The sequence below is a fragment of the Nocardia citri genome (assembly GCF_054065835.1).
The window spans coordinates 242,417-258,735 of record NZ_JBSUQM010000005.1; the positions used below are offsets into that span (position 1 = coordinate 242,417).

Genomic DNA, 16,319 nt, shown 5'->3' on the forward strand with positions numbered 1-16,319 from the left:
ACGCGCCGGTTGTGTTTCAACGCCAGCTGTCTCAGTCTCGGCTGTCGAAGGCGCGGGCGCGCAGCGAGCGTTCGATGCCCGCTTTGCCCTCGCTCACCAGACGGCGCAGGGCAGGCGGATGGTCGTCGGCGAGGAATTTGTCCGCCGTCGCGACGGCTTCCTCGCTGATCGCCCAGGCCGGGTAGAGCCCGACGACCACGGTCTGCGCGACCTCGCTGGAGCGGCGCTCCCAGACGGCGGGAATCTCGGCGAAATAGCGTTCCACGTACGGCGTCAGCAGCTCACCCTGGCCGTTGGGTGCGAAGCCGCCGACGATCGAGCGGGCGGTGATATTCGGGACCGCATCATCGGTCATCACCGTCGTCCAGGCCTGCTCCTTCACCTCGGCGATCGGCCGGGCGGTCGCCGCGGTGGCGGCGTGCCGCTTACCCGCCGCGGTCGGATCGTTGGACAACTCTGCATCGATCGTCGCGGTGGCGAGACCTTCGGCATCGATCTCACCGGCGGCGGCGAGCGCGGTGACGAGCCGCCAGCGCAGATCGGTATCGACGATCAGACCCGAGAGCCCGACCTTCGCCGGATCGCCGTCGAGCAGTTCGCGCAGCACCTCGGTATGCCAGGCCGACAGCTTGGCACCGGTGAGTGCGTTGACGAAGGCGAGTTGGTGATCCGAACCCGCCTCGGCTTCCCGGGCGAGTTCCAGCAGCCGGTTGGCGAATTCGGGCCAGCCGATGGTGGTGGCCCATTCCGGATCGGCGTAGCTGCCGATCGCGGTGTTGGCCTGCATCAGGAGTCGTTGCACCACACCGATTTCGGATTCGGCGCCAATGCCGCGCTGGACCAGTGCGACGAAATCGCGGGCCCGGAATTCGGCCTGCCTGGTCATCTCCCAGGCGGCCGACCAGGCCAGCGTGCGGGGCAGCGGTTCGGCGATATCGGCGATGCGGTTCACCAGCACGTCGAGCGAATCGGCATCCAGTCGCACCGAGCAGTAGGTGAGGTCGTCATCGTTGACCAACACGAACTTGCCGCGCGGCGCACCGACCAACTCGGGGACGTCGGTGCGCTGCGCGGCATCGAGATCGATTTCGACGCGCTTGGTGCGCACCAGCTTTCCGTCCTGGTCGTCGTAGACACCGATGGCGAGGCGATGGACGCGACGTTCGCCCGCACCGGGGGCGGCGCCCTCCTGCACCACGGCGAACGAGTTGAACTTGCCCTCGGCGTCGACCTCGAAGTCCGGTCGCAGGATATTCAAACCGGTGGTCTTGAGCCACTGTGCGCCCCAGCCGGACAGATCACGGCCCGAGGACTGCTCCAGCGCCGACAGCAGGTCGTCGAAAGTCGCATTGCCGTACGCGTGTTCGGTGAAGTAGGCGCGCAGGCCGGAGAGGAACGGCTCCAGACCGACATACGCGACGAGCTGTTTGAGCACCGAAGCGCCCTTGGCATAGGTGATTCCGTCGAAGTTGACCTCCACCGCGTGCAGGTCCGGAATATCCGCGGCTATGGGGTGGGTGGACGGCAGCTGGTCCTGCCGGTAGGCCCAGGACTTCTCCACATTCGCGAAAGTGGTCCAGGCACTCTTGTATTCGGTCGCCTCGGACTGGCACAGCACCGAGGCGAAGGTCGCGAACGACTCGTTCAACCACAGGTCATCCCACCACTTCATGGTGACCAGATCGCCGAACCACATATGCGCCATCTCGTGCAGGACGGTCTCGGCACGCCGCTCGTAGGACGCCCGGGTCACCTTGGACCGGAAGACGTAGTCCTCCAAGAACGTAACGGCACCGGCGTTCTCCATCGCGCCCGCATTGAACTCCGGGACGAACAGCTGGTCGTACTTGCCGAAGGCGTATGGCACACCGAAGTTATTGTGGTAGAAGCCGAATCCCTGCTTGGTCTCGGTGAACAGGCGCTCGGCGTCCATATGTTCGGCGAGTGAGGCGCGGCAGTAGATGCCCAGCGGGATGGTGCCGTGATCGTCGGTGTAGGCGTCGGTCCATTCCGTGTACGGGCCCGCGATGAGCGCGACCAGATAGGTGCTCATCCTCGGGGTGGTGCGGAACAGGTGTTTGCCGGGTTCGGCGAGCAGCGTATCGACCACGGCGGCGTTGGAGATGACCTTCCAGCTCGGTGCGGCGGCGACGCTGATATCGAAGGTGGCCTTCAGATCCGGCTGATCGAAGCAGGCGAACATGCGCTTGGCATCGGCGGTTTCGAACTGCGAGTACAGGTAGACCGCGTCATCGGTGGGGTCGACAAAGCGGTGCAAGCCCTCACCGGTGTTGGAGTATTCGCAGTCGGCCTCGACGACGAGTTCGTTGCGCTCGGCCAAGCCGGTGAGGGTGATGCCCTTGGATTCGTCGTAGTCGGCGACGTCGATCGACGTGCCGTTGAGGACGGCGGAGCGGACCCCGCGGGCGACGATATCGATGAACGTGCTCGCGCCCGCGGTCGCGGTGAAGGTGACCGTGCTGCGGGAGAAGAAGGTCTGCTCGCCCGGCTGCCCCGCCCCGTCGGTCAGGTCGAGCTCGATGCGATAGTTCTCGACCTGCACTGTCGAGGCGCGTTCGATCGCCTGGTCGCGAGTCAGGTTAGGTGCGGACATTGGACTCCTTCATGGTTCGAAGAACATGCGCGGGCGGCCCCCGGCGGGCACAACACTCACCACAATGCCACCTCGGTAAGGTTGCCCGCGTGGGACTTTTTCCCATAAACCCTATCGACCAGGATCGGAGCTGCGACGTGAAGCACATCCACGCCGGAAAGGTGCGCGACCTCTACCAGGACGGCGACACTCTGCTGCTCGTGGCGTCGGACCGGGTATCGGTCTACGACGTGGTGCTGCCCACGCCGATCCCGGATAAGGGCGCACTGCTGACCCAGCTGTCGAACTGGTGGTTCGAATACTTCAGCGACGTGCCCAACCACGTGGTCTCCGCGACCGAGGTCCCCGCGGAATTCGCCGGTCGCGGCATCCGCGTCAAGCCGCTGAAAATGCTGCAGGTCGAATGCATCGCGCGCGGCTATCTGACCGGGTCCGGGCTGAAGGAATACGAGCGCACCGGGACCGTTTCCGGCGTCGCACTGCCGCCCGGTCTGCGCGATGGCGACAAGCTGCCCGCGCCGATCTTCACCCCGACCAGCAAGGCGTCCGAGGGCCACGACGAGCCCATCACCTTCGCGGATGTGGTGAACCAGGAGGGCCGCGAGGTCGCCGAGCGGCTGCGCGACCTGACTCTCCAGATCTATACCCGAGGTGCCGCGCACGCCGCCGACCGCGGCGTCATCGTCGCCGACACCAAGGTCGAATTCGGTTGGGACGGTGACACACTCACCCTCGGTGACGAGGTGTTGACCTCCGACTCCTCCCGCTTCTGGCCCGCCGCCGAATGGGAACCCGGCCACTCCCAGCGCTCCTTCGACAAACAGTTCGTCCGTGACTGGTCCACCTCTACCGGCTGGAACAAGGAGTACCCCGGGCCGGAGATCCCCGCTGAGATCGTCGCAGCCACGCGCCAGAAGTACATGGAGGCGTATGAGCTGATTACCGGGCAGGCCTGGAGTGGTGTGCGCGCTGACGTGCGGTGCGCGGATTGATCGCCCGCGTGTGTAGGACCGGTCAGGCGACGTGTTCAGCCAGTCGGTCGAGGTAGGGGCGTTGGCCGGTGCCGAGCTTTTCGCGGGCGGTGGGCAGGTCGAACCATTCGGCGCGGTCGATTTCGGGGAAGGTGGCGAGGCGGCCGGATTTGGGCGGCCATTCCATTTCGAAGGTGCCGGGGACCACCGCGGCTGGGTCCAGATCGCCCTCGACGGCCCAGACGATGAGGTTCTTGGTGGATTTGCCGCTGCCGTAGCGCACTTCGCCCAACGGCACCCACTCGCCCTCGGGGACCGGCAGCCCGAGTTCCTCGAGGAACTCGCGCACCGCGGCCACCTCGGCACTCTCGCGCATCGGCTCGTACTCACCCTTCGGAATCGACCAGGCCCCCGCATCCTTGCGCGTCCAGAACGGCCCACCCATATGCCCGATCAGCACCTCGACCGCACCGGAGGTCCGGCGGAACAACAGAATCCCAGCACTGAATTTGCCTGCCACACCATGCAGTCTGCCGTCTCCCGCCACCCCGGCGCGCACAAGACACGGCGGATCCAGCCAAGACGGGTGGACGGCCGCGGCGTCGGGTATCCACTTCATCCAGGGATGAACACGCCCTCGGGCGTGGACGGCCCGGGTCGGCGCGCGTAGCAACCCGAACGGCCGCCGCCCCATCACCACGGCTCCGGAATCCGTCCAGCGACATCGAGAGCCAAGCCTGGATTCTCATCAGGGATGCTGGTCTGGCCGCATTCGGCTTACCTGGCAGTGTGCCGGACCGTGTCTGCTGGGTCAGCGGTGGTGGCGGAGCAGGGCGGCGCGCAGCGTCAGGTAGTCGCGTTCGGGGAGGCTGGTGGTGTGGCTGGCGGCACGGGTGTAGCAGGTGATGGCTATGGGAAATTCACGTGCCATTTCGTATAAGTGGCCGCGGACGGCGTCGAGGCGGTGGTTTCCTGCTAGTTGGTCTTCGAGGCTGTTGGCGAGGTCGAGGCCGGCGGCGGGGCCGTACACCATGGCCGTGGCGACGGCACGGTTCAGGGTGATCATCGGGTTCTTCGAGATGCGCTCGAATATGTTGTAGAGGGCCAGGATTCGACGCCAGTCGGTGTCCTCGGCGCGCAGCGCCTGCGCGTGTAGAACGGCGATTGCGGCCTGGATTTGATAGGGGCCGGTGAGACCCGAGGCGAGGGTGCTGGTCGTCAAGGTGATGCCCTCGGTGATCAGGTCGCGGTCCCACAGTCCGCGGTTCTGTTCGGCGAGGGGGATCAGTTCACCGTGTGCGCCGGTGCGGGCGGCTCGGCGGGAGTCGGTGAGCACCATGAGCGCGAGCAGCCCGGTGACCTCGGTGTCGTCGGGAAGTAGCCGGTGGATCGACCTGGTCAGCCGGATCGCTTCGTTGGAGAGGTCGGTGCGCTGTAGGTCGGGTCCGGCGGTGGTGGTGTGTCCCTCGTTGAAGATCAGGTACAGCACACGCAGTACCGCGCCGAGTCGCTCATGCCATTGCGCATCACCGGGCCGGGCGAATGGGCGGTCGAGGGTGGCCAGTTTCTTCTTCGCGCGTGTAATCCGTTGTGCCATGGTTGCTTCCGGCAGGAGGAAGGCGCTGGCGATCTCCGCGGTGCCGAGACCGCCGACCGCGCGCAGTGTGAGGGCGATGGCGCTCGCGGACGATAGTGCCGGATGGCAGCAGAGGAAGAACATGGCGAGGGTATCGTCGCGGTCGATGGCTCCCGCGTCGGGCACTTCGCGCTCGAAAACCGTTGTTTCCCTGCGCCGTCGAGCCACTTCGGCGCGCACCGCATCGGCCATCCGCCGCTGTGCGACCTGGATCAGCCAGGCACGCGGATTGTCCGGCGGCCCGTCGGCGGGCCATCGGGTCGCCGCCGCCAGCATCGCCTCCTGCAGGGCGTCCTCGGCGGCGTCGAAATCGCCGAATCGGCGGGTCAATGTGCCGAGGACCTGTGGCGTCAGCTCACGCAACAGGTCCTCGATGGTCGGTTCGCGCATGACGCCTATTGTTCGGTCGCCGGAGCACCCATCACCGCGCGCACCTCGATGTACTCACCGATCGGCTTACCGCCCGGTCCGGGGGCCGCCGAAGCCTGTGCGGCGATCTCCAGCGCACGCTCCGGATTTTCCACATCGACAATCCAATATCCGGCCAGGAACTCCTTGGTCTCCGGGAACGGCCCATCGGTGATCACCGGCGCGTCGCGCCCGTCCGAACTGACCAGCCGTGCCTCGTCCGGCCCCGCCAGGCCCTGCGCGTCCACCAGCTCACCGGATCTAGCCAGCTCCGCGCCGAGCGCCCGCTGGAAGTCGATATGCGCCTGGATCTCCTCCGGCGTCCATTCGGTGATCGGGATGTCGCAGTTGGCGGCGGGGCTATAGGTCTTGAGCAGCATGTATTTCATATCCGGTCTCCTAGCCTGCGGCACGCCCCGGTGGCGCGCTCGCGATGAGGTCGGAGTCGGCAACGTCGATTCGACACATATTCGATTGTGATCCGCATCACAGCGGCGTGGAGGTATCGGCGAGCCGTTGCGGATCGACCTGCTGGCCGATCAACTCCTTGATCCGATCGGTCACATCCCAGATGTTCACATTCATTCCCGCCAAGACCCGGTTATCGGCATCGAGCCAGAATGCGACGAACTGGCGCTTGTCCACAGCGCCGCGCACCACCACTCGCGCGTACTCGCCGGGCGCGGCGAATCCGGTGTACTCCATGCCCAGGTCGTATTGGTCGGTAAAGAAGTACGGCAGGCGGTCGTAGGAGGCCGACTTACCGAGCATGGTCTGCGCCGCGACCGCGGGCTGATTGAGCGCATTCGCCCAGTGCTCCACCCGAATTCGGCGCCCGAGCCGCGGATGCTGCGCGTCGGCGATATCGCCCACCGCCACGATATTCGGGTCACTGGTGACCAGGCTCGCGTCGACTAGGACGCCACCGTCGGTCGCCAGCCCCGCGTTCACGGCCAGCTCGATATTCGGCCGCGCGCCGATCGCGACGAGTACCGCATCGCCCTCGATCACAGTGCCGTCGGTGAGACGGACACCGGTCGCCAGATCCGACTCTCCATGATGAGTGGTGATCGACCCGGCCTGCTGAGTCGTGATCGCTTCGACCTGCGCGCTGAATCGCAGGTCGACGCCGTGGTCGCGGTGTAGATCCGCGAAGACCTGCCCCATCTCGGGGCCCAGCGCCGCCAACAGCGGCAGTTCGGCGGATTCGACAATGGTGACCGCTACGTCGGCGGCGCGGGCGGCAGAGGCCACCTCGAGTCCGATCCAGCCCGCCCCGATGATGACCAGCCGCCGGGCCGAGCCGAACAGAGTGATCAGGCTGTCGGAATCGCCGATGGTGCGCAGCGTGTAAACCTCGCGCGCGTCCATGCCCGGGATCGGCAGACGGCGCGGGGTGGATCCGGTCGCGAGTGCGAGCTTGTCGTAGCCGAGCGTCGAACCATCCGGCAGCGTCACGGTTTTCGCGCTCGGATCGATCGCGCCGACCTCGGTGCCGAGCCGGACGTCGATATGGTGATCGCGGTACCACTGGCCTGGCTCGACGGTGAATTCCTCGAGCGATTTCTTACCGGCCAGATGCTGCTTGGACAGCGGTGGTCGGTCATAGGGCAGATAATCCTCGGCGCTGATCAGCGTCACTGTTCCGGCGAAATCGTTGTTGCGCAGTGCTTGCGCCACTTTGGCCGCGGCCAGCCCGCCGCCGACGATGACGAAATGCTGATCGGAGGTCATGACGGACTCCTTTTCGGGAGAGAACCGGACGCCTGCGTGTCACCCTACTGGGACCCGAGGCCGCCTTTCCGGAAAATCGGTGTCCGGTCCGGGAACGAATCGCACGCCCGTGTGGTTGGCCACGAATAGTGACGCGGTGAATCCGCGCGATACGTGCGTGCGATGAGAGGAACAGGTCTGTGAGCGAGACGACCACGAAGAACGTTGCCGATTTCTGGTTCGACCCGCTGTGCCCCTGGTGTTGGATCACCTCTCGCTGGATCCTCGAGGTCGAGCAGGTCCGCGATATCGAGGCCCGTTTCCACGTGATGAGCCTGTCGGTGCTGAACGAGGGCAAGGAAGGACTGCCCCCGCAGTACGAGGAGTTGATCGCGACCGGCTGGGGTCCGGTTCGGGTCGCCATCGCGGCCGCGCAGGAGCACGGCGACAAGGTGCTCTCGCCGCTCTACACCGCGATGGGCACCCGCATCCACAACCGTCGTGAGGAGTACGCGCGCGACACCCGCAAGGAATCCCTCGTCGCGGTGATGGCGGATTCGCTCGCCGAGGTCGGCCTGCCCGCCGAACTCGCCGCGGCCGCCGAGAGCACCGAATTCGACGAGGCGTTACGCAAGAGCCATCACGCGGGCATGGACCAGGTCGGTCCGGATGTCGGCACCCCGACCATCCACATCAACGGCAAGGCTTTCTTCGGTCCGGTGCTGTCGCGGATCCCGCGCGGCGAGCAGGCCGGGAAGCTGTGGGACGCGGCGGTCACGCTGGCCGACTACCCGCACTTCTACGAACTGAAGCGGACCAGGACCGAGGACCCGGCCTTCGACTGACCTACGGCACGGGTTTCGGCGGCAACGCCGGAACCTCGCCGTAGCTGCTCGGGTACGGACCGGCCGGTGGCGCACCGGCCGGTCGGCTCGGCCGCAGGAACAGCTTGCCGTGCCTGCTGCGGTCGCGTAGGGCCCACATCCGCCAGGTCAGCACCGGATGCGACGACATGGCATTGCTGATCCAGACGAAAAAACCCTTCTCGACCGCGGCCCGGTCGGCCATCTCGTCGAACCCGACCAGTTTGTTCAGGTACTTGCCCGCGGCGAGGGTGCCCATGGCGCCCGGTGCGCCGACATGTCGGTTGCAGTAGCCGTGATTGTCGGCGGTGTACTCCTGGGACCGGATCAGCGAGCTACCGATGATCGGCAGTGACGGCGCCACGAACATGCCGAGCTGGCGCCAGTACGAGGTGTGCCCGGCCGCGATATGTCCGACCTCATGGCCGATGATGAACGCGAGAGCGTCGGGTTCGCGTGCGGCGCCACCGATTTCGAACAGATCGCTGTACACCGCGACAAAGCGGCGGAACCCGTGACCGGAGGCGAAGGCATTGATCTGGCCATTACCCAGCACGACATAGGCGTCGGGCACCTTGGCCATCCCGAATCGGGCCGCCGCCTCGACCACCAGCTGATAGCCCTCCGGAAATTGGGTCGGTGACATCTTGACGCCGTTGACCCGCATGGCCGCGTAGTTCATACCGCGCAGGAACCAGACCACGATCGGCGCGAAGACCAGGATGATCAGGTAAATGCTCGGCAGTTTGCGATCCAGGACCAGATCGATGCACGCCGCGATCGCGATCAGCATCGCGAGCGTGGTGATCACACAGACAACGACCAGCAGTGGAATCTCCCATGGGTGCCGTGCCGGCATGCCATAGGGGGACAGGCCGCGCGGTTGTCGCTGCGCGGGTGTACCCGGCGGGACCGGGGCGACGCCGTATCCGTATGGCGCGGGTGTGTACTGGGACGTGGGGATTCCGGGATACGGCGCCGCCGGGTGCGGCGACGACGGATACCCGGATGCTTCATTCGGTGCGGCGTTCGCGTTCCGAGCCTGCGCCCATCCGCCCAGAGCGGGATAGGGATCGGCGGGTCCGCCCGCCCACTGGGGCGGCTGGGAGTCGTGCGGCTGCATGCGATGAACTCTATTCATTTGCCGGGGACGAGGTTCGGGGCCGTCGGGTGGGTGGCACATCAGTCGATTCGCCGTGCGGGCTGACGGTGTTAATGGTGGCGGCGCGGCCCTCTCGTGGCATCGCGAAACCCGCCTGACACAATCGCTGCCATGCGCGTATACCTGGGTGCCGACCATGCCGGTTTCGAACTGAAGAATCACGTCAAGGCCCATCTGGAGCAGGCGGGCCACGAGGTCGTCGACTGCGGGGCCCTCGAATACGACGCACAAGACGACTACCCGGCCTTCTGCATCGAGGCGGCTCGCCGCACCGTCGCCGACCCGGGCAGTCTCGGCCTGGTCTTCGGCGGCAGCGGCAACGGTGAGCAGATCGCCGCGAACAAGGTGCCCGGCGCCCGCTGCGCCCTGGCCTGGAGTGTGGAGACCGCCCAGCTGGCCCGTGAGCACAACAACGCCCAGCTGATCGGCATCGGCGGCCGCATGCACTCCACCGAGGAGGCGCTGGCGATCGTGGACGCGTTCATCTCGACCAAATGGTCCGAGGAGCCGCGCCACCAGCGCCGCATCGACATCTTGGCCGAGTACGAGAAGACCGGTGTGCCCCCGGCGGTTCCGGCCTACTGACGCACACCACTGGAAATCCGCTGTCTCGCAGGCCACGGCGAGCCAGCGGGCCGGAGAGGATCTCGACCTGCGATGCCTGAGGGCCATACGCTGCACCGGCTCGCGCGGCTGCATCAACGACGCTTCGCCGGGGGAGTGGTGCGTGTCTGCAGTCCGCAGGGTAAGTTCACCTCCGGTGCCGCGCGCGTCGACGGACAGGTGCTGACGCGCGCCGAAGCGTGGGGCAAACACCTACTGCACCACTACGAGTCGGGTCTGGTCGTCCACGTGCACCTCGGGCTGTACGGGGTATTCACCGAGGTACCGCTGCCGATGGGTGAGCCGGTCGGTCAGGTGCGAATGCGGATCGTCGGTGACGCGTCGGCCGATGACCGCCGGTACGGCACCGATTTACGCGGTCCGACGGCCTGCGAGGTGTACACCCACGCCGAGGTGACGGCGCTGACCGAACGGCTCGGCCCGGATCCGCTGCGGCGTGGCGCCGATCCCGATCGGGCCTGGCGGCGAATTCATCGCTCGCGCAGGCCGATCGGCGGCCTGCTGATGGATCAGCGGGTGCTCGCCGGTGTCGGCAATGTGTACCGCGCGGAACTGCTGTTCCGGCACGGCATTTCGCCACAGCGACCGGGTACCGCGCTGACCGCCGCCGAATGGGACGCGATGTGGACCGATCTGGTCGCGCTGATGCGGGTGGGCGTGCGGGTCGGCAAGATGGTCGTCGTCCGCCCCGAACACGACCATGGCGAACCGTCCTACGCCCCCGATCGCCCACGCACCTACGTCTACCGTCGGCCCGGTGCGCCCTGCCGTCTCTGCGGCACACCCGTCGCGCACAGTGTGCTGGAGGGCCGAAACCTCTTCTGGTGCCACACCTGTCAGGCCAACTGAACCCGCCGTGACCGAGCCGCTACCGGAGGTAGCGGTGCACCATCTGTCAGAAGATGAGGACGGGTTTGATGGCCTTGCCCGAGGTCATATCCGTTACGGCTCGTCCGATCTCGTCGAACGGGTACCGGGTGATCAGCTTGTCGATCGAGAGTCGCCCGCTGCGTACCAGCGATACCAAAGCCGGTATGACGGTCTGGGTTTCGCTATCGCCGAGGGTGAGTCCGACGACCTTGCGGCCCGGCAGCATGGCGTTGACGTCGAGCGCTACCTCGGCACCGAACGGTGGTGCGCCGACGATTACCAGCGTGCCGCGGGCGGCGAGAACATCCGCGCCGGTGCGCAGTACGGCGGTATTCCCGGTGGTTTCCACGACAGCGTCGGCACCCCCGGTGATCTCGGCGGTCGCCGCCGCGATATCGCTCGTCGTCGTGTCGATTACGTGCGTGGCGCCGAGTTCCCAGGCCAGCTCGAGGCGTTCGGCGACCCTGTCGACGGCGATGATCGTCGTGGCCGGTGACAGCGTGGCCGCCATGATCGCGGACAATCCGACCGCGCCCGCACCGAGTACGACAATGCTCGATCCCGGACGAGGCTGTACGACGTTCCAGATCGCGCCGACACCGGTCTGGACTCCGCACCCGAGCGGGGCAATCGATTCCAGTGGCACGTCCGGGTCGACGACGATCATGCTGCGCTCGTCGACGAGCGCGAGCCGACTGAATGACGACTGCCCGAAAAAGTGCCCGCCCAAGGGTGTGTGGTCGCGAGTGATGGTGTGGCTGTTATCGGCTCGCGCACCGCCGATCAGGTTGAGCGGCAACCAGGTTGCGCAATAGGCCGGGTGCCCGTCGCGACAGTTCGCACACGCTCCGCACGAAGTGAACGACAGCAGTACGTGATCACCGGGGACGATACCGGTGACTTCGGATCCGACGCGTTCGACGATGCCCGCACCTTCGTGACCGAGGACACCCGGGAGCGGAAACGGCAGCCCGCCACTGGCGACACCGAGGTCGGTGTGGCACACACCGGCCGCGACCATGCGCACGATCGCCTCGTGCTGTCGTGGTTCATCGAGTTCGATCTCGGCGAGGGTGAACGGCGCACCGCCGGATTCGACGACGGCGGCCCGGGTGGTGGTCATGATCGGTTCCCTAAGTTTGTCGGTGTCTGGGGTTGGCGCCCTGGTTGCCCAGGGCGAGGGTTGGCTGATGATTGGTTGCAGCTGTCGTGACTCGCGAGGCAATGGCTGCCAACCGGGCCCTTCTGACGTCGGCCCGGCGTCTGGTCGACGTGGGCGCTGTTGCGTGACAACCAGCCCTTCGACACCAAGCCCCGCAACGTCAGCGCAGTCCCAGTCGCGGCCTGGCATCGTCACTGAGATTTCTGGCGGGTGATCGGCTCAATCGAGGGCTATGACAACGGATTTGACCTTGGTGTAGGACGTGAGGGCCTCGGGTCCGTATTCGCGTCCGAAGCCGGAATTCTTGACACCGCCGAACGGTATTGCCGGGTCGAGCAGGGCCCAGTCGTTGACCCAGACGATTCCGGCCTGCAATTTGTCGGCGACGCGGTGCGCGCGGGCGAGATCGGTGGTGTGCAGGCCGGATGCGAGTCCGTAGCGGGTACCGTTGGCCAGCGCGATCGCATCGTCCTCGGTATCGAATGCCTGCACCGTGAGCACCGGTCCGAAGATCTCCTCTTGCACCACTCGGGAGTGATCGGCGAGGTCCGCGATGACGGTGGGCTGGTAGTAATAACCGCCGTCCAGATCCAGGCGGGCACCACCGCACACCACCCGGCCGCCGTCCCGGCGAGCCAGCGCGACATATTCCTCGACTTTCGCGATATGCCGCTCCGCGGCCATCGGTCCTACCACGGTCGCCGGATCGCGAGGATCACCGACAGGTACGTTCGCGACGGCCTCGCCGAGGATGCCGACAACAGTGTCGTAGAGCGGCCGAGCAACCAGCAGCCGGGGACCGCCCATACAGAACTGCCCGGTATTGACGACGAAACCCTTGATGATCGCGGCGATGGCCTTGTCGATATCGGCGTCGGCGAACACGATGTGTGCGGCATTGCCGCCGAGTTCCATGGTCACCGGCTTCAGCGCCGCACCTGCCGTGCTCGCGGCGTACCGACCGATCTCGGTGGATCCGGTGAACGCGATTTTGTCCACGCCGGGATGTTCGAGCAGCGCCGCACCCACGACCGGTCCGGGGCCGGTGATCACATTGACCACACCCGATGGCACTCCGGCCTTTTCGAACAGCGTCGCCATGAACAGTGCGCTGAGCGGTGTTTCGTCGGCGGGCTTGTGAATGACGACATTGCCCGCGGCGAGTGCGGGCGCGATCTTCGAGCTCGACAGGATCAGGGGAAAGTTGAACGGCGTAATGGCGGCGACCACACCAATCGGATCGCGGCGAGTGTAGGCGAATGCGGGCAGCGGCGTGCGACGGGTGGCGCCGTCGATGGTCTGCGCGAGCGCAGCGCAGTACTCGTACTGTTCGACGGTCGTCGAGACATCCACCGCTCGGCACAGGGTGACCGGCTTGCCCACGTCGAGACTTTCCAGCCGAACCAAATCGTCGGCGTTCTCGCGCACGAGGTCGGCGATCCGGAGCAGTATGCGCGCTCGTTCCCGGCCAGTGCGACCGGCCCATTCGGCACCGGTGAACGCCGCGCGCGCGGCGGTGACTGCGTCGTCGACATCGGTGCGGTCGGCGTCGGCGACCGTACCGATGACCCGGCCGGTCGACGGGTCCACCACCTGGCGGCGGCCACCCGACGCGGAATCGCGCCATTTACCGTCGATGAACAGCTGTCCGTCGATGTGACTATCGTTCGTGCCCATACTTCCTCGGTCCCGCCCCGACGATTTCGACCGGATAGCCGAGACGCGTCTGACGCTCGCTCTCATCAACAGGAAACCTGATTAATTTAGTGATGTTGGCCACTATCCACGACTGACAGGATTCCTGTCAACGGTCTATTCTCGATTCGTCGCACATCCGGTTCGACGCCCGCGACGACACAGGTGAGGAGAGGGCTGATAACGATGTCGGAGGCGAAGCCGTCCGCAAGCCGTCCGCCGCGCAGCCACACCTCGCTGCTGTACGCGGTGAAACGGGTCGAGTTGGCGGTGCGGGCACGCCTGGACGAGGTGCTGCGCCCGGTCGGGATCACCACGATGCAGTACACCGCGATGACGGTGCTCGAGCGGCACGACGGCTTACCGGCCGCGCAACTTGCGCGGGCCTCCTTCGTCACGGCACAGTCCGTCGCTGATGTGGTCCGCGCCCTGGAGAGTCGCGGACTCATTGCGCGCGAACGCAACTCACGCAATCGGCGCGAACTGCTGATCCACCTCACCCCGGCGGGGCGGCGGTTGTTGACCGACGTCGCCGAGGAGGTCGACGCGGTGGAACAGCAGATGATCCGCGGTATGACGGCCGAGCAGGCCGACGATTTCCGCTCGGCATTGAGCCGAGCCTGGCATGCGCTGTCCTGACCAGCCGCGGCGATGACCAAGTCGTCGGTCCTCGCGCGCACTAGTGCTGCTGGCGGCGTTCGACAACACTCACCGACCGGCCGACAGTAGGCGAAGGCTACGAATCCGAGGTCCCCGCAACAGCTTCGCGTTGCGGGACGCGCAGCGCTACCGGTCCGTCGTCGGTGGCGTCGGCATCACACCGCTGCTGCCGATGATCCACACCGCCCCAGCCGACCGGACCGGTCCTATGGTCGCCCGCGCACCGATGCGGTATGCAGTGGCTGGCGGGCCGGCGCCGGATCAGCCTGCGACGGCCTTGATTTCGGGTTGATCGGAGTCGGCGAGGGCGAAGCGGCGCCCACCCGCGGTCTTCGCCGAATACATAGCGCGATCGGCGCGACGCAGCAGATCGGTGAAATCGCAGGAGTCGCCCGGCGGACAGTAGACGGTGCCGACGCTGGCCGAAACCGGCACCGGCCCGGCCGTCGACCACACCGGATCCCGCAGTGCTGCCACGATCCGATGCGCGATCTCGCTGAGGGTGTTGTGCAGCGGGTTGGTGGCGAGTACGAATTCGTCACCGCCGTAGCGGCAGATGACCGTATCCGGCGGGCAGATCTCACGCAGCCTGCGGGCCAGTTCGACGAGTACCTCGTCGCCGACGGCATGTCCGTAGTTGTCGTTGATCTGCTTGAACCGATCCAGATCGATCAGTAGTAGGCCGACGCCGCGGTTCGGATCGGCAGTCATCAGCCGCACCTTGTCCTGCAGCAGCGTCCGGTTGGCCAGATCGGTGAGCGCGTCGTGTGTGGCCTCGTGCCGCAGCCGATGCTGCAGGGCGGCGATCTCCTGCACCCGCAACGACACCGCGGCCGAAATGTGTTGCTCCTGTTGGGCCAGCGCCCGCTCCTGCAGTGCCTGGGCATAGCTTTCGATGGCGTGACTGGCGACCAGCGGCCAGCGGGTGGCGACCAGCGAGCCGGGCGCCCCCGCCGGGAAGCCGAGCAGCCAGCGGGTGGCCTGGGCCAGCATTCTGGTCCGCTCGAACGGCGCCTCGACCAATCGCGCGCCCAACATCCGTGCCGCGGGCACCGGAAAGGGCTCGGACCTCGCCAGCCAGAGCAGTCGCTCGATGATCTCGGCCAAGACCGGCTGCAACTGTTGTGGTGACGCGTGTGATCCCGGTTCCGCGCAGACCGCGCGCGCCCAATCGCCCGCCATCTTCGTTACGCGTGCCTCGGTACCCGCAGACATCGTCCTCACCCGCCGCGGGTGATGTCGGTGTCCGGGTGCCCTGTTCCCGCGCAGGTGCCGACGCCACCCCAATCGTTCCCACTGCTATGCGGTTGTGTCCACCTCGCTTGGTGCACGCTCACCGCCCCCTTTCCAGATACCCCCGTCCGGCAAAAAGGATCCTAGCAAGCCACTCGGCACTGAAAAACGCCGTTTTATAACGAGTTATCGGTACCTCGCGAATAGCGATCGGGTAGGACATCGCTGCCGCCCCACCGGCGTTACATATCAATGTTGTTCGCCGGGAAGTCGCGGACCGACACGCCGACAGCCCGCCGAAACGGGCGGCTTTGCGGCTGCTCCAGTAGCTCGGCGCGATGAGTGATGGCAGTCAGCTACCGCTTGCGGGCGAGGTTGCGGCCGCGTCCGCGTGGCAACGGACCCGCTGAGCGGTTCGATGGGGGGCTGATTGGCGTTTCCGACGCCCGATTCGGTACAGTCGGTTCGCACACGACATCGTGGCGATCCCATCAGATGTCGTATGCCTGCGGGTGTAGTTCAATGGTAGAACCTCAGCCTTCCAAGCTGATGGTGCGGGTTCGATTCCCGTCACCCGCTCCACGCAGGATTCATCCTCGTCGGCACCATCTTTCGCCGCGAGGTCACGGGGTGTAGCGCAGCTTGGTAGCGCATCCGCTTTGGGAGCGGAGGGTCGCAGGTTCAAATCCTGTCACCCCGACAGCATCG

General features: G+C 66.1%; 14 protein-coding genes and 2 tRNA genes. 7 read left to right on the forward strand and 9 right to left on the reverse strand.

All coding sequences use genetic code 11. From position 1 onward, the window contains the following. Nucleotides 1-31: 31 nt before the first annotated feature. Nucleotides 32-2,614 carry an aminopeptidase N gene (gene pepN, locus ACW2Q0_RS10625; RefSeq protein WP_457188691.1) on the reverse strand — a complete coding sequence of 861 codons (2,583 nt, stop codon included), beginning with the start codon at nt 2,612-2,614 and terminating at the stop codon, nt 32-34. A gap of 137 nt (nt 2,615-2,751) precedes the next feature. Between pepN and ACW2Q0_RS10630 the strand changes: the two genes are divergently transcribed. Beyond that, nucleotides 2,752-3,606, forward strand: coding sequence for a phosphoribosylaminoimidazolesuccinocarboxamide synthase (locus ACW2Q0_RS10630; RefSeq protein ID WP_457188694.1), 855 nt, complete (start codon nt 2,752-2,754; stop codon nt 3,604-3,606). A 22-nt stretch (nt 3,607-3,628) separates the two neighbouring features. On the opposite strand, the gene ACW2Q0_RS10635 is transcribed toward ACW2Q0_RS10630, so the two are convergent. From ACW2Q0_RS10635 to ACW2Q0_RS10650, 4 genes are all read right to left on the reverse strand, one after another. Beyond that, on the reverse strand, nt 3,629-4,105 hold the full coding sequence (locus ACW2Q0_RS10635; protein WP_457188881.1) for an NUDIX domain-containing protein: 477 nt from the start codon (nt 4,103-4,105) through the stop codon (nt 3,629-3,631). Nucleotides 4,106-4,396: 291 nt separating this feature from the next. Continuing rightward, nucleotides 4,397-5,611, reverse strand: coding sequence for an RNA polymerase sigma factor (locus ACW2Q0_RS10640; RefSeq protein ID WP_457188696.1), 1,215 nt, complete (start codon nt 5,609-5,611; stop codon nt 4,397-4,399). 5 nt (nt 5,612-5,616) lie between these two features. Next, entirely contained in the window at nt 5,617-6,018 is a 402-nt protein-coding gene (locus tag ACW2Q0_RS10645; RefSeq protein WP_457188698.1) for a YciI family protein, read from the reverse strand. 97 nt (nt 6,019-6,115) lie between these two features. Continuing rightward, the gene (locus tag ACW2Q0_RS10650; protein WP_457188700.1) at nt 6,116-7,363 is read right to left on the reverse strand and encodes an NAD(P)/FAD-dependent oxidoreductase; all 1,248 of its coding nucleotides are present in this window, start codon (nt 7,361-7,363) and stop codon (nt 6,116-6,118) included. Between the two features lie 179 nt (nt 7,364-7,542). Here ACW2Q0_RS10650 and ACW2Q0_RS10655 point away from each other — a divergent pair, with 179 nt between their 5' ends. Continuing rightward, complete coding sequence (locus ACW2Q0_RS10655) at nt 7,543-8,187, forward strand: mycothiol-dependent nitroreductase Rv2466c family protein (protein WP_457188702.1); 645 nt, start codon at nt 7,543-7,545, stop codon at nt 8,185-8,187. Between the two features lies 1 nt (nt 8,188). Here ACW2Q0_RS10655 and ACW2Q0_RS10660 read toward each other — a convergent pair whose 3' ends face one another. Beyond that, on the reverse strand, nt 8,189-9,328 hold the full coding sequence (locus ACW2Q0_RS10660; protein WP_457188704.1) for a M48 family metalloprotease: 1,140 nt from the start codon (nt 9,326-9,328) through the stop codon (nt 8,189-8,191). Between the two features lie 150 nt (nt 9,329-9,478). Here ACW2Q0_RS10660 and ACW2Q0_RS10665 point away from each other — a divergent pair, with 150 nt between their 5' ends. Together ACW2Q0_RS10665 and ACW2Q0_RS10670 are read left to right on the forward strand one after the other, a co-directional pair. Next, complete coding sequence (locus ACW2Q0_RS10665) at nt 9,479-9,952, forward strand: ribose-5-phosphate isomerase (RefSeq protein ID WP_457188706.1); 474 nt, start codon at nt 9,479-9,481, stop codon at nt 9,950-9,952. 72 nt (nt 9,953-10,024) lie between these two features. Then, nucleotides 10,025-10,840, forward strand: coding sequence for an Fpg/Nei family DNA glycosylase (locus ACW2Q0_RS10670; protein ID WP_457188708.1), 816 nt, complete (start codon nt 10,025-10,027; stop codon nt 10,838-10,840). Between the two features lie 46 nt (nt 10,841-10,886). On the opposite strand, the gene ACW2Q0_RS10675 is transcribed toward ACW2Q0_RS10670, so the two are convergent. Then, nucleotides 10,887-11,984 carry an NAD(P)-dependent alcohol dehydrogenase gene (locus tag ACW2Q0_RS10675; RefSeq protein ID WP_457188710.1) on the reverse strand — a complete coding sequence of 366 codons (1,098 nt, stop codon included), beginning with the start codon at nt 11,982-11,984 and terminating at the stop codon, nt 10,887-10,889. A gap of 258 nt (nt 11,985-12,242) precedes the next feature. Next, nucleotides 12,243-13,700 (reverse strand): aldehyde dehydrogenase family protein, encoded by a 1,458-nt coding sequence (locus tag ACW2Q0_RS10680; RefSeq protein WP_457188712.1) that lies wholly within the window; start codon nt 13,698-13,700, stop codon nt 12,243-12,245. A gap of 204 nt (nt 13,701-13,904) precedes the next feature. Here ACW2Q0_RS10680 and ACW2Q0_RS10685 point away from each other — a divergent pair, with 204 nt between their 5' ends. Then, nucleotides 13,905-14,357 carry a MarR family winged helix-turn-helix transcriptional regulator gene (locus ACW2Q0_RS10685; protein ID WP_457188714.1) on the forward strand — a complete coding sequence of 151 codons (453 nt, stop codon included), beginning with the start codon at nt 13,905-13,907 and terminating at the stop codon, nt 14,355-14,357. Nucleotides 14,358-14,639: 282 nt separating this feature from the next. Here ACW2Q0_RS10685 and ACW2Q0_RS10690 read toward each other — a convergent pair whose 3' ends face one another. After that, nucleotides 14,640-15,593, reverse strand: a complete 954-nt coding sequence (locus ACW2Q0_RS10690; protein ID WP_457188716.1) for a diguanylate cyclase domain-containing protein — start codon at nt 15,591-15,593, stop codon at nt 14,640-14,642. Between the two features lie 526 nt (nt 15,594-16,119). On the opposite strand from ACW2Q0_RS10690, the gene ACW2Q0_RS10695 reads away from it, so the two are divergent. After that, nucleotides 16,120-16,193 (forward strand) — tRNA-Gly (locus tag ACW2Q0_RS10695). Between the two features lie 44 nt (nt 16,194-16,237). Then, a tRNA-Pro gene (locus ACW2Q0_RS10700) sits at nt 16,238-16,311 on the forward strand. Nucleotides 16,312-16,319: the final 8 nt, after the last annotated feature.